Annotated in this window: 11 protein-coding genes; 5 read left to right on the top strand and 6 right to left on the bottom strand. The window is 70.3% G+C overall.

The window, feature by feature from the left end:
- From C463_RS07950 to C463_RS07940, 3 genes are all read left to right on the top strand, one after another.
- Positions 1-666, top strand: a 666-nt coding sequence (locus tag C463_RS07950) for an ABC transporter permease (protein ID WP_008442614.1), incomplete at its 5' end; no start/stop codon positions are given.
- Positions 667-847: 181 nt separating this feature from the next.
- Entirely contained in the window at positions 848-2,218 is a 1,371-nt protein-coding gene (locus C463_RS07945) for a geranylgeranyl reductase family protein (RefSeq protein WP_008442613.1), read from the top strand.
- 4 nt (positions 2,219-2,222) lie between these two features.
- Positions 2,223-2,672: a Rieske (2Fe-2S) protein gene (locus tag C463_RS07940; protein WP_008442612.1), complete on the top strand. Its 450-nt coding sequence runs from the start codon at positions 2,223-2,225 to the stop codon at positions 2,670-2,672.
- A gap of 301 nt (positions 2,673-2,973) precedes the next feature.
- Here C463_RS07940 and C463_RS07935 read toward each other — a convergent pair whose 3' ends face one another.
- From C463_RS07935 to C463_RS07925, 3 genes are all read right to left on the bottom strand, one after another.
- Positions 2,974-4,254 carry an amidohydrolase gene (locus tag C463_RS07935; protein WP_008442611.1) on the bottom strand — a complete coding sequence of 427 codons (1,281 nt, stop codon included), beginning with the start codon at positions 4,252-4,254 and terminating at the stop codon, positions 2,974-2,976.
- Positions 4,255-4,340: 86 nt separating this feature from the next.
- Positions 4,341-4,874, bottom strand: a complete 534-nt coding sequence (locus C463_RS07930; protein ID WP_008442610.1) for a pyridoxamine 5'-phosphate oxidase family protein — start codon at positions 4,872-4,874, stop codon at positions 4,341-4,343.
- 83 nt (positions 4,875-4,957) lie between these two features.
- Entirely contained in the window at positions 4,958-6,139 is a 1,182-nt protein-coding gene (locus C463_RS07925) for a sensor histidine kinase (RefSeq protein ID WP_008442609.1), read from the bottom strand.
- Positions 6,140-6,359: 220 nt separating this feature from the next.
- Between C463_RS07925 and arcS the strand changes: the two genes are divergently transcribed.
- Positions 6,360-8,162, top strand: coding sequence for an archaeosine synthase subunit alpha (gene arcS / locus C463_RS07920; protein ID WP_008442608.1), 1,803 nt, complete (start codon positions 6,360-6,362; stop codon positions 8,160-8,162).
- An 87-nt stretch (positions 8,163-8,249) separates the two neighbouring features.
- Here the strand turns inward: arcS and C463_RS07915 are convergent, their stop codons facing one another.
- Positions 8,250-9,860, bottom strand: a complete 1,611-nt coding sequence (locus C463_RS07915) for a SufS family cysteine desulfurase (RefSeq protein WP_049905683.1) — start codon at positions 9,858-9,860, stop codon at positions 8,250-8,252.
- A 40-nt stretch (positions 9,861-9,900) separates the two neighbouring features.
- Here C463_RS07915 and C463_RS07910 point away from each other — a divergent pair, with 40 nt between their 5' ends.
- On the top strand, positions 9,901-10,542 hold the full coding sequence (locus C463_RS07910) for a type 1 glutamine amidotransferase (protein ID WP_049905681.1): 642 nt from the start codon (positions 9,901-9,903) through the stop codon (positions 10,540-10,542).
- Positions 10,543-10,619: 77 nt separating this feature from the next.
- Here the strand turns inward: C463_RS07910 and C463_RS07905 are convergent, their stop codons facing one another.
- Both C463_RS07905 and C463_RS07900 read right to left on the bottom strand, forming a co-directional pair.
- Positions 10,620-12,224, bottom strand: a complete 1,605-nt coding sequence (locus tag C463_RS07905) for an MATE family efflux transporter (protein ID WP_008442604.1) — start codon at positions 12,222-12,224, stop codon at positions 10,620-10,622.
- 146 nt (positions 12,225-12,370) lie between these two features.
- On the bottom strand, positions 12,371-12,808 hold the full coding sequence (locus tag C463_RS07900; RefSeq protein ID WP_008442603.1) for an EamA family transporter: 438 nt from the start codon (positions 12,806-12,808) through the stop codon (positions 12,371-12,373).
- Positions 12,809-12,950 lie beyond the last annotated feature (142 nt).

The following is a 12,950-nucleotide window of genomic DNA, read 5'->3' as shown; positions in this document are numbered from 1 at the left end:
GCCGCGTCGACGCTCCTGGCGGCGGTGTTCGCGGTCGTCTGTATCGAGTTCAAGGCCGACCAGATCATCGCCGGACTCGCCGTCTGGCTCATCGCCCTGGGGCTCGCGCCGTTCATGTCGACCGTGTTCTTCGGCGGCGTCAACACGCCGAACCTCGGCGCGAGCGTCGGGTGGCAGTACTCCGCGACGATGGTGGTCGTCGCGACCCTCGGCTCGTGGTGGCTGCTGAACCGGACCGCGTTCGGCAAACACCTCCGGGCGGCGGGCGAGAACCCGAAGGCGCTCGACACGGTGGGCGTCTCCGTCTCGAAGGTGCGCTACGCGGGCGTCCTGCTCTCGGGCGTCCTCTCGGGGGTCGGCGGCTCGGCGCTGGCGTTGTCCATCGGCCAGTTCGTCGGCTCCGGCGAGACGATGGTTCAGGGCAAGGGGTTCATCGCCATCGTCGCGTACCTGTTCGGCAACTACAACCCGCTCGGGACGCTCGGCGCGGGCGTGCTGTTCGCCGGCCTCGACGCGATGCAGATCCGCCTCCAGCAACTCGGCTATGCGATCCCGGACACGCTGGTTCAGACCATCCCGTACGTCGTCGTGATCGTCGTCCTCGCGCTCGTCGGCCGGACCCAGATCCCCGAGGCCGCGGGCGAACACTACGAGACGGAAGAGTAGGCCGCATCGGCGAGTCGATCCATCCCCGCAACGCCGGCCTCGGGCCGTCACGCGGCGAGCCCGAACAGTTCGGTCTCGGATCCGGACCGGCCTGACTGCCGCCGACCGCGGGAATACGTCGCCGCGAGTCCGACCGAAACGGGAGCAAAGAGTTTTGCCGGGCGCACGACACGGTCCGGTAATGGATATCGACGAGTACGACGTCGTCGTGGCGGGCGCCGGGACCGCCGGCTGCTACGCCGCCGCGACGATCGCGAACGAGGGGCTCGACGTCGTCATCATCGAGCGGAAGGACGCTGAGGAGGCCGGCCACATCGCCTGCGGCGACGCCCTGAAGGGCGCGGACGCCTTCCCGGAGGCGATCCCGAAAGACCGGCTCGAACCCGCGTTCACGAACACCGGCGTCGACCACGGGCGCTTCGAGATCCCGCAAGAGGACACGATCCTCGAGATCCCGGTCCCCGGCGAACTCGCCGTCATCGACCGCTGGGAGTACGGCCGCCAGATCATCTCCGGCGCCGAGGACGCGGGCGTCGACTTCCACTACGACACCGTCATCAACGACGTGCGACAGGACGAGACGGGCCGCGTCACGGGGCTCCACGCGGTGCGGAAGGAAGACCCGGTCACGTACGCGGCGGACGTCGTTATCGACGGCGCCGGGTCGCTCTCGCTGCTCCAAGACAAGGCGGACTTCGAGGGGACCACCTTCGACACGAACGTCCGGTACTCGCAGTTCTGCTCGGCGTACCGCGAGATCGTCGACGTCCCGGAGCCGGTCGAGTGGGACGACGCCCTCGTGTTCAAGGCGACCGACCGCGCCGCGGGCTACCTCTGGTACTTCCCGCGGACGGCGACCGAGATCAACGCCGGGCTCGGCTTCCAGATGACCGAGGAGCCGATGCAGTTGGTCGAGTCGCTGAAGAAGGACCTCCGCGACCGCCCCGAGTTCGAGGGCGCGGAGGTGCGCGACAAACTGGGCGCCGCGCTCCCCACTCGACGGCCCTACGACTCGGCGGTCGCGCCGGGGTACATGGCGGTCGGCGACGCCGCCGGCCACGTGAACCCGACGACCGGCGGCGGCATCGCCGGGGCGGCGTACGCGGGCAAGTACGCCGGCGAGCAGGCGGTGAAGGCCATCTCCGACGGCGACGTGAGCGAGGAGAACCTCTGGCGGTACAACACCCGCGTGATGGACCACTTCGGCGGGCGCTACGCCGGCCTCGACGTGTACAACGTCCTCGCGACGGCGGTCGACGTCGACAATCTGATGGGCCTGCTCGCGTCGCTGCCGGGCGAGAAGCTGGCGGAGGCGCTGTACGAGGGGTCGACCTCGATGTCGTTCGGGCTGAAGCTGAAGGCCGCGGTCAAGTCGTTCGGCTACTGGGGAACGATCCGAAACTTCTACCAGACGAAGTCGCTCGCGGACGAACTGATCGGCCACTACGACGAGTATCCGACGAGCCCCGCCGCGATGGCGAACTGGACCCGCGAGCGCGACGACATCATGGACCGCGTGTACGAGACGACCGGCGCCGACGCGAAGTACTGAGGCCGTGAGCGACTACCGACTCACAACCGTGGAGACGGTCCGAGGAGCGGGGTCGTGGGCGTTCACGGCCCGCGAGGGCGACGCCGACCGCGAGGTCTTCCTCGTGCCCTGCGCGGACGAGCCGGACGGTGAAGGGGAGAATTCAGACCAGCCGGTCCGCGCGTGGATCAACCGCTGTACCCACGAGGATCAGCGCCTTCACCGCGAGGGCGTGGGGGCCGTGACGCGTGGCGGGTCGGTCGTCTGCCCGAAGCACGGCTCGGCGTTCGACGCCTGCGAAGGCGCCTGCGACAACGGCGAGGCGGCGGGAACGACGCTGCGCTCGATCGACGTCGAGGTGCGCGGCGGGGCGGTGTTTCTCACCGACGACGACCTCACCTACCTCTACGAGGGGTTGCCGGACGACGACGGCGACGACGAGGGGCCGGGGTCGAGTTCGCACCTTACGTTTTGAGTCGGGGACGTGGTGGGTGGGTGGCGCTTTGGCTGGGGGATATACGCCTCTGTTCATGAATCGCTGATCGACACCGACAGCACCGAAGCCACAGCCGTGAGGGTGGCGCACGCTCGCTGCGGTCCTCGGTCGGTCGCTCCGCACGCTCCCTGTGGTCCTTACGTCGCCTGCGCCNCACGCCTCCCCAGCCTCGTCAGTCGCCTCCGCTTCGCTCCGGCGACTGACTCCCTCGCGCGTGCTGCTCGGCCGCGGAGCGGCCTCGCAGGCACCCGCCACGGAGTTAATTATAAAATAATAGTCGCTACGGCCGCGCCTCGGCGACCCGCCGGATCGCCCCGGCGATCACGTCGATGCCGATCTGGATGTCGTCCTCGACGACGTCGAAGTCGCTCGTGTGGTGGCCGCCCGGGTGGTCGGTGCCGACGCCGAGGTAGCAGGCGAGGCCGCCGCGGTCTTGGACGTAGTTCATCAGGTACGTGGCGTCCTCCGAGCCGCCGAGTTCGTCGCTGTCGACGATGTTGGTGACGCCCGCCACGTCGCCCGCGGACTCGCCGACGAGGGCGGCGAGCGCGTCGTCGCTCGTCGCGCTGGGGGCCTCGCCGAGCGTGGAGGCGTCGACCTCGCAGTCGTGCATCTCCGCCGCCGAGTCGAGGACCCGGTCGGCGTGGTCGGACATGTACTCGGCGAGTTCGGTCGTCTGCCCGCGTACCTCGCCCTCGATGTACGACTCCTCCGGGATGATGTTCGTCGCGGTGCCGCCGCCGACGAGGCCGGCGTTCACCCGCGTGGGGCCGTCGGCGTGCCGGGGGATGGCGTAGAGGTTCTGGATCGCGGCCGCCATCGCCTGAACCGTGTTCCGCCCCTGCTCGGGGCGCGCGCCGGCGTGCGCGGGTTCGCCCGAGAACTCCGCCAGGAAGTGCCGCACCGCGAGGAACCCCTCGATCCCGCAGACGACCTCGCCCGAGGGGTGATCGAGGCCGACGTGGACCGCGTAGAGGTAGTCGACGTCGTCGAGGTGGCCCGACTCGGCCATCGGCTTCCCGCCGGCGACCTGCTCCTCGCCCGGCTGGAAGAACACCTTCAGCGTCCCGGAGAAGTCGGAGTCGAGGACGGCGTCGAGCGCGCCGAGCCCCATCGTCGCGTGGGCGTCGTGGCCGCAGGCGTGCATGAACCCCTCGTGTTCGGAACGGAACCCCTCCCCGACCGGGACGTGGTCGCTCTCCTCCGACTCCGTGATGGGGAGGCCGTCGATGTCGACCCGCAGGCCGACCACGGGGCCGTCGCCGCGCTCGACGACGGCGACGCAGCCGGTGTAGCCGCCCGAGAGCTGGTCGAGGATCTCGGGATCGGCGCCCGCCTCGCGGGCCTGCTTCTCCCACTCCGCCAGCTCCGCTTCGTCTGGGACGTTCAGGCGCTCGTCGGTCGCCAGCGCGTCGCGCCCGACGTGGAGTTCGGTCAGGTCGCGCTCGCGGAGTTCCTCGACGATGCGGGCGGTGGTGTAGAACTCGCGCCACGCGGGCTCGGGGTGGCGGTGGAGGTCGCGGCGGAACGCGCGGTACTCGTCGTCTTCGAGAACGCTCATACCATCCGGTGACCCGGAGACCGCTTAAACGATCGCCTCTCGGAGAGCGACGCGGTTCGGTCGGGGAGCGCCCGCCCGCGATCGCCTCACTCCTCCGCCGACCCCATTCGCTCCGAGTAGTCCCACGCGTGGAGCCGCTCGGGTTCGATCCGGATCTCGACCTCCTCGCGGTCGGGGCGGAGGAGCCGGTCGGCGGTCGCGTTGTCGGTCCCGCCGAGGTACTTGGTCAGGAGCGAGCGCAGGAGCCGCTTGTCCTCGTCGGGGACGACCGTCGCGCGGCCGCGGCCGCGGATCCCCTTGTACGGGGGGTCGTTCGTCGACACGTCGAAGGAGACGCTGTCGTCGTGTTCGACGAACTCGACGAGGTCCGCGCTCGCGCTCGTGGCGCAGCGGATCGCGCCGGCAGGGGAGCCGGAGGTGTCCGTCGCGTCGGCGGCGTCCCCCGCGTCAGAGCCGTCCGCTGCCTCGGCGGCCGCTCCCGCATCCGGGTCCCACGCGAACCACAGCGAGACGATCCACGGGTGGTCGCTCGGCGTGCGGCAGCCGAGTCGGACCGGGACGCGCGCGGTAGCGAGAAACTCGTCGACGCGCTCGCGGTCCCACGGGCCGGTCGGGTCCATACCGATCCCTCGGTCGCGTTCCGCCTAACAGTTGCGGCGGAGTCAGGCGGATCGTCGCGGGCAGCCCCTCGACGCGTCGCCGCTCACGCCGCCGGCACGCCCAGCGTGATCGTCGTGCCCGTCTCGTCCGCGCTCGCGCCTCCGCCGTCGGCGTCGGCGCGGACCGTCTCGATCGAGAGCCACCCGTCGAACGCGTCGGCGGTCGCACGCACGATCCAGAGGCCGAGCCCGCTCGCGTGTTCCAGTTGGGTCTCGGGGTCGCGACCGGTGATCACGCGGCTCTCCGTCTCGTGGATGCCCGGCCCGTCGTCGCTGACGGCGATCTCCACGTCGCCGTCGCGCTCGCGGGCCGACAGCGAGACCTCGCTCGCCCCGTGTTCGGGCGCGTTCGTCGCCAGCTCCTCGATCGCCGTCGCCAGCCGATCGTCGGCCATCGCGACGGCACCGTCGACATCGACCTCGACCGTCTCCGCGCCCGCCTCGCGGGCCGCGTCGGCGGCGTCCGCGACGATCGACTCCACGTCGACCGGCCCGCGCTCCTCGGACCGGCGCTCGAAGGCGGCCTGAAGCCGCTTGGCGTCCTCGGCGAGGCCGCCGATCACCGACGCGCTGCGCGCGATCCTCTCGGCCGACTCGCGGAGTTCGGGGTCCGTTACCCCCTCGGCGACGAGCGAGGCGTGCCCGCCAAGCACCGTCGTCTCGTTGCGGAGGTTGTGCCTGATCACGCGGTTGAGGACCGACAGCTTGCGCTGCTCTTTCGCCAGCTCTTGGGCCCGGACCGGCCGCGCGTCGTAGACGCCGATGATCACGTGTGCGACGGCGCCGATCGCGAGCACCTTCGCGACCGAGAACGTGGGCGCGACGAGCGGCGATCCGAGCGCCGCCTGATAGCGCAGTATCCCGAGCATGATCCCGCCGAGGACCGCGATCCCAAACAGGTTCCAGACCGCGATCCGGACCGCGTTCCGGGTGGTGAACGAGCTTCGGAACAGCAGGCCGCCGACGGCGACGAGCACGAGCGAGAGGATCGTCCCCAACACCGAGAGCGCGACGCCGATCGGCGGCTCCCCGCCCGGGGCGAGCGGCGTCACGTTCGGCACGAGGAGCGCGAACCCGGTGAGCGAGACGAACGCCGCCGCGGCCGCGCGGACGACCCCGCCCTCCCGACGCCCCTCGGCGTCGTCCGGATCCGCGATTCCGAGGGTGACAAGCAGCTCTTGGAGTCGATCCCCGCTCGCGCCTCTCGTGTCGAACCGGTGGCCCATCGGCCGCGGAGAGACGGGGTGGCACAAAACGGTTGGCGCGCGGCTATCGGTGGAATCGGCCGCGAGCGACCAGCGGTGACCGTCCGGAAACGACCGGCTGCGACGGTCCCGATCGACCCGCGGCGACGGTCCGCGAGCGATCCGCGGCGACAGCACTCGCGACGACCTCCGGCCGACCGCGGAACACAAGAGAATTGACCGTCCCCGCGCGAGTGGTGGTATGACCGACTACTTCGAGGTCCACGAGCGCGACGGCGCCGCCCGCCTCGGGGCGGTCCGCCTCGCCGACCCCGTCGCGACGCCGGCGCTCGCGGACCCGTTTCTCGACGACGCCGGGAGCCTCTGGGCCGGCGACCGCGAGGTGCCCGACGGCGACGAAAGCGCGCTCACGGTGCTCCCGCACCGGTCGTTCCCGGCCGGCACGCGCGACGAGGTGCGCGAGTCGTTCGCGGTCGACCACCCCGACGCCGACTTCCCCTCGGCCGCGGTCGTCGACAGCCGGAGCGCCCGCGACCTCGGCGCCGACGCGTACCTCCTCTCGGACGCGCAGGGGTTCGTCGGCCACGGCGAGGCCTTCCGCGACGCGGTCGTCCGCGCGAAGGAGGCCCTGCCCCCCGACGCCGCCCTCGGCCTCTCCGGGGTCGCCACGCCGCGCAACGTCGCGCTGCTCGCGTACGCCGGCGTCGACCTCGTCGACGCGACGCTCGCGCGGACGAAGGGGACGCAGGGGATGTACCTCACCGCCGACGCGGAGCACTTCCTCGAAGACCTCGACGAACTCCCCTGCGCCTGCCCGGCCTGCGCGACTCCCCGCGAGGAGTTCACGCGCGCCGACTGCGCCGACCACAACGTGAACGCGCTCCGCGCCGAACTGCGCCGGGTCCGCGAGCGGATCCGGAGCGGTCGCCTGCGCGACTACGTCGAGGGGCAGGCCCGCCACGAGGGGTGGCTCACGGCCGCGTTCCGCGAGTTCGACGACCAGTGGGGGTACTTGGAGGAGCGCACGCCGCTCATGCGCGACGCGGAGGTGACGGCGGCGTCGGCGGAGACGCTCGACCGCGTCGATATCCGTCGGTTCGCCGACCGCGTCACGAGCCGCTACCGGAACCGGTTTTCCGACCAGCCGCTCGTGTTGGTCCCCTGTTCGGCGACGAAGCCGTACAGCGACTCCCAGAGCCACCGCCAGTTCCACGACGCGATCAAGTGGCGCGGCCACACCGTCTCGATGACCTCGCCGATCGGCGTCGTCCCGCAGGAGCTGGAGACGACCTACCCCGCCCAACACTACGACTCGGTCGTCACCGGCGACTGGAGCGAAGACGAGATCGGGTTCGTCGCGGAGGTGCTCCGGCGGTACCTCGAACGCAACGACTACTCGCGCGTGGTCGCGCACGTCCCCGAGGACGGCTACCGCGAGATCTGCGAGCGCGTCGAGTCGGACCCGGCGATCGACGTCCCGTTCGAGTACACCTGCGTCGACCACCCGACGACCGACGAGTCGCTCGGCGAACTCAACGCCGCGCTCCAGGGTGAGCCGGCGTACAGCAAGCGGGAGCGCGAGCACAACACGGTCCGCGCCATCGCTGACTACCTGATCGACGACGGTGCGGGCGACGCCCTGTTCGGGGGGCCGGGAGAAGCCGACGTGCGCACCACCGGCCGCTACCCGAAGCTCCAGGTGTGGGGCGACGACCCCGACACCGGCCGCGAGGGCGAGCCGGGCGAACAGCTGGCGACGATGGTCCCGCAGTACGGCACGCTTTCCTTCACGCTCGCCGGCGCGCGCCGCTGGGTCGAGAGCGACGCGCCGACGAAGCGGGTGGAGATCGATCAGTTCGTCCCGCGCGGCTCCGTCCTCGCGCCCGGCGTCGTCGACGCGGACGACGAGATTCGGGTCGGCGACGATGTCGTGGTCGAGGGGCCGAAGGCGTTCGCGGTCGGCCGCGCGGCGATGTCCGGCCCGGAGATGGCGGGGTCGACCCGCGGCGTCGCGGTCGAGGTCCGGCACAGCGACGAGAAGTAACCCGAGTTCGAAAGCGGTCTGCTGTCGGTGCCGGGGTTCAGTAGTCGCGCCGGTGCCGAGGCGGTAGCGGACGACGTGGTGGCGGTCCTATGCTTCGTTCCTCTCGACGTGCTCGCGGGCCGCCTCTCGGATGACGTCCTCGGGGCCCTCGACGCACTCGCGCCGGAGGTCGGGGTACTGCCCGTCGAGTTCGCGGGTGACGTACCCGTCGAGGTCGGCGATCGCCTCGATGCGCATCCCGTCGAGCTTCTCCGAGAGGAGGCTGGCGACGGCGCGGCTGACCGCGCAGCTCTGACTCTCGAAGGCGATCTCCTCGATGCGCCCGTCGGTGACGGCGACGTGGAACTCGCCGTCGTCCCCGCAGGTCGTCTCCTCGGAGGACTTCACGAACGTGGGGTCGGTGAGGGAGCCCGAGTTACGGGGGCGATGATAGTGTTCGCTGATGAGGTCGTGGTAGCGGTCGGAGGCGAGGTACGCGTCCAGGTCGTCGCGTGCGGTGTCGACGACCTCGAGGAGGCGGTCGACGTCCGCGCGGGTGTTGTACACGTAGAACGACGCGCGAGCGGAGCCGGGAATGTCGAGTCGGTCGTGGAGCGGCTGCGTACAGTGGTCGCCGGCGCGGATGGCGATCCCCCGGTCGTTGAGGAGGCTGGAGAGGTCGTGGCCGTGGACGCCCTCGACGTTGAACGAGACGAGGCCGGTCCGCTCCTCGCCGACGTCGGGGCCGTACGTCTGGACAAACCCTCGGTCGGCGAGCTCTCGGAGGAGGTACTGCGCGAGGTCGTTCTCGTGGTCGCGGACTGCGTCCATCCCCAGCTCCGCGAGGTAGTCCACGGCCGCGCCGAGCGCGATGCCCTCCGCGATGGGCGGCGTGCCGGCCTCGAACTTCCAAGGGAGTTCGTTCCACGTCGAGTCGGTGAGCGTGACGTTCCGGATCATCTCTCCCCCGAACAGGAACGGATCGAACTCCTCGAGGATCTCCCGTTTCCCGTACAGCCCGCCGATACCGGTGGGGCCGGCGAGCTTGTGGCCGCTGAACGCGAAGAAGTCCGCGTCCATCGCCGCCACGTCGACTGGCCGCGTCGGGGCGGACTGGGCGCCGTCGACGACCGCGTACGCGTCGTGGTCGTGCGCGAGGGCCGCGAGGTCCGCGACGGGGTTGACCGTTCCGAGCACGTTCGAGACGTGGGGCACGCAGACGACCGCGGTGTCGTCGGTGACGATATCGCGGGCGGCCTCCATGTCGAGGTGGCCGTCGGTCGTGACGGGGATGTGACGGACGGTCGCGCCCGTGCGCTTGGCGATCTGCTGCCAAGTGACCAGCGAGGCGTGGTGGTCCATCTCCGTGGCGACGATCTCGTCGCCCTCGCCGAGGCGCCGGCTGAGGCCGTACGCGACGAGGTTGATGCTCTCGGTGGTGTTCTTGGTGAAGACGATCTCCTCGCGGCCGTCCGCGCCGAGGAAGTCGGCGACGCGGTCGTGCGCCCGCTCGTAGGCGAGCGAGGCCTCGTGGCTGAGTTCGTGGATCCCCCGGTGGACGTTCGCGTTGTACCCCGCGTAGAACTCCTCGAAGACGTCGTACACTTGCTGGGGCGTGTGCGTGGTCGCGGCGTTGTCGAGGTATGTGAGCGGGTGCCCGTTCACCCGTCGGTCGAGCACGGGGAAGTCAGCGCGTATCGCTTCGGCATCGAAACTCATGTTACTCCCAAGATATCAGTCCTTGTTAAATAAACCCTAGATGATATTGGTACTCAATAACGCGGTCGACGGCGGCTACATGGCCGACGAGATCGTCCACTTCCTTCCCGACGCCCGCGCGTACGACTACCCGCACGAGGACGGCGACCCGAGCCTCGAAGACGTGGACGGCGTCGTCATCGGCGGAAGCGAGGTCGGCGTGTACGACGAGCCCGACCAGCCGTGGATCACTGACCAGAAGCGGTTCGCGCGCCGACTCGTCGAGGAGGGCGTCCCGACGCTCGGCATCTGTTTCGGCCATCAGATTCTGAACGCCGCGCTGGGCGGCGAGGTCGTGGACAGCGGAACGTCCCACCTCAGACTCCACGACGCCGATCTGGACGCCGACGAGTCGCTGTTCGACGGCGTCGAACCGACCGTGCCCGTCCTTCACTCCGACGTCGTGACGGAACTCGGCGACGGGATGGAGATCATCGGGCGGGCAGACTACTACGAGTACTTCGCCACGCGACACCGCGAGCGGCCAGTCTGGTCGGTCCAGTATCACCCCGAGTTCACCCCCCGGATCGCCGACGAGTACCACGACTGGGAGGCGCCCGACGGCGCCTTCGAGGAGTCCACCGCCACCCGAACGCTCGCCAACTTCGCGGCCCTCGTCGAGTCGTCCGCGGGCGACCCGTAGCGGCTCCCACCGCGGAAGAGGTGGTGAGACGCCGGCCACGGCGCGTTATACCCCCGGAGGCCGAGGTTTCGCCCGCCTCAGTCGTCCGCCGTCGCCTCGGGCCGGTACGCCTCGCTGATCTTCTTCCACTTCCCGGAGCGGAACCGCAGGTAGTTGATCGCGGCGGGGATCGTCGTCTCCGCCATGAACGCGAAGTAGAGTCCCCACAGCCCGATCGCGGGGAGCGCGACCTCCGGGATCGTGAACCCGACGAACGGGATCTCTACCAACGGCGTCGCGAACCCGACGAACGGGATCTCTACCGCCGGGACCGTGAGAATCTCGGGAACCGTTATCGCCGGTGTCGCGTCGTGTGCACCGACGTACGCGAGGGGTATCGACACGCAGAACATCCCGAGGAACTGGCTCGCGAAGGGGATCTTCGTGTCGCCGGCGGCGTCGAGTGGGCCGGCGGCGCCGCCCGAGACCCCTTGGAATATCACCGCACAGCAGGCCGCGTACACGAGATCCCTGGCGATCGGGATCTCCGGGCTGGTGGGCGACTGGGCGAACAGCGAGACGATGTCGGTCGCGAAGGCCGCGATCAACACCGCGGAGACGGCGTACGTCGCCACCGAGAAGCGGATGATGTCGCGGGCGTACGCCTCCGCCTCGTCCGGGCGCTCGACGCCGAGTTCCTGTCCGACCAGACTGGAGGAGGCGAGGCCGAACCCCCACCCGGGCGTGTTCATGATCCCCCAGATGCGGCGGGCGATGACGAACGCGGCCACGGTGTTCTCGCCGAACACGTCGAGGATGGCGAGCATGGGGAACTCCGCGGCCGTCCACACGAGGTTGCGCGCGCCGACGGGGACACCGATCTCGACGAGGTCGCGGAGCATTCCGAGGTTCAGGTACGAGCCGGTCGGGTCGATCGCGACCGGGAACTCGCCGATCAGGGGCGCGCTGCCGCGGACCAGCCCGACGGTGAAGCCGCCGACGGCGAGGACGTTCGAGAGGACGGTGCCGACGGCGGCGCCCTCGACGCCCCAGCCGAAGCCGAAGATGAACAGCGCGCTGAGGACGATGTTCGCCACCGCGCCGCCCGCGCGGACCTGCATCGCGGTGTACGCGTCGTCGCACCCGACCAGCACGCGGCTGCCGACGAGGTTGAGCGCGGCGAAGGGGACGCCCAGCCCGACCACGCGGAGGTAGTCCGCGCCGTAGGCGATCGCCGCCTCGTTGCTGCTCAGGACGTCGATGAACGCGGGCGCGAACAGCCAGAAGGCCGCGCTGACCGGTAGCGTGATCGCGACCGCGAGCAGGACGCTCGACCGGACCGCGTCGCCGAGTTCGACGAACGCCTCGGCGCTGTACCGCTGGGAGACGAGGGCGATCGTCCCCCCGGCGACGCCGCCGCCGAACGCGAACGCGAGCCCCCAGTAGGGACCCGCGAACCCCACGCCGGCGACGGCGCTGGTCCCGACCGCGACGCCGACCATCGCGACGTCAACCGCGTTCTTCGACATCCGGGCGATTCCAGTCACGATCCGCGGCCACGCGAGGTCGGTGGTCCGCACAACGCGGTGGCGGTCGATCAGCCCGACCCGCGCGAGGGCGAAGCCGATGTAGAGAATGAGCGCCCGGAAGGGGTTCGGGGTACGAGAGATCAGCTCACGGAGGGATGTCAGCAGGCGAGACACGTCGGACGCGCCCCTTTCCCGCTGGCGGCTAAAGGAGTTTCGTCACGCGGCAGCCCGTTCCGGATCGCGGGGGTCGTCGGACCCGGATCGACCCGCCGGCAAGCCCCGGATTGGGCCGCCGGGCAGCCTCCGGATCCACCCGCCTGTCAGGTGCCGGAGACGAGGTAGACGGCCGCCGCGGCGAAGGCGATCCCGAGCCCCTTCCGGGCCGTGAACGACTCGCCGAGGAACAGGAAGCCGATCACCGACGAGAAAACGAGGAACATCGCGAAGATGGGCGTTACGACGCTCACCGGACCCAGTGAGAGCGAGCGGTACAGCGCGAGGATGCCGATCCCGAGGAACACCCCAGCGGCGAGTACGTGGGCCAGTTTCGGCGACGCGAGGTGGGTGGTGAACCCCTGCCCGGTGTACGCGATGACGCCGATCGCCATGGCGACGAGCAGGGTGTTCGAGACGACGACGGCGACGTCGCTCGGGATCGCGTTCGGCCCGGTCGTGGCGACGCGCATCAGCGGCGAGACGAGCGCGTACGCGCCCATCGCGAGCAGCGCGTACGGGAGATACGTGGCCGTAGCGTTCATACGTCGGGGTCGCCGCCCGGAGGCAAGTGCCTATCGACCCGCGTTCGGCGGCGGCCCCAGCGAGGCCGACTCGTCGGTCGACGGCGATCCGTGGAGAGGCGGGTCCGGTGGCTCCGCTTCCGGATCGGCGTCCGGCGTCTCC

Source organism: Halorubrum californiense DSM 19288 (genome assembly GCF_000336875.1).
Taxonomy (GTDB): Archaea; Halobacteriota; Halobacteria; order Halobacteriales; family Haloferacaceae; genus Halorubrum; species Halorubrum californiense.
The sequence above is the reverse complement of the archived record's forward strand: the minus strand, read 5'-3'. Positions and strand labels throughout refer to the sequence as shown.

Excerpts from the sequence above, each read along its gene's own strand:
- C463_RS07945 (WP_008442613.1), top strand. The coding sequence starts at position 848 with ATGGATATCGACGAGTACGACGTCGTCGTGGCGGGCGCCGGGACCGCC.
- C463_RS07935 (WP_008442611.1), bottom strand. The coding sequence starts at position 4,254 with ATGAGCGTTCTCGAAGACGACGAGTACCGCGCGTTCCGCCGCGACCTC.
- C463_RS07930 (WP_008442610.1), bottom strand. The coding sequence starts at position 4,874 with ATGGACCCGACCGGCCCGTGGGACCGCGAGCGCGTCGACGAGTTTCTC.
- C463_RS07925 (WP_008442609.1), bottom strand. The coding sequence starts at position 6,139 with ATGGGCCACCGGTTCGACACGAGAGGCGCGAGCGGGGATCGACTCCAA.
- arcS (WP_008442608.1), top strand. The coding sequence starts at position 6,360 with ATGACCGACTACTTCGAGGTCCACGAGCGCGACGGCGCCGCCCGCCTC.
- C463_RS07915 (WP_049905683.1), bottom strand. The coding sequence starts at position 9,860 with ATGAGTTTCGATGCCGAAGCGATACGCGCTGACTTCCCCGTGCTCGAC.
- C463_RS07910 (WP_049905681.1), top strand. The coding sequence starts at position 9,901 with ATGATATTGGTACTCAATAACGCGGTCGACGGCGGCTACATGGCCGAC.
- C463_RS07900 (WP_008442603.1), bottom strand. The coding sequence starts at position 12,808 with ATGAACGCTACGGCCACGTATCTCCCGTACGCGCTGCTCGCGATGGGC.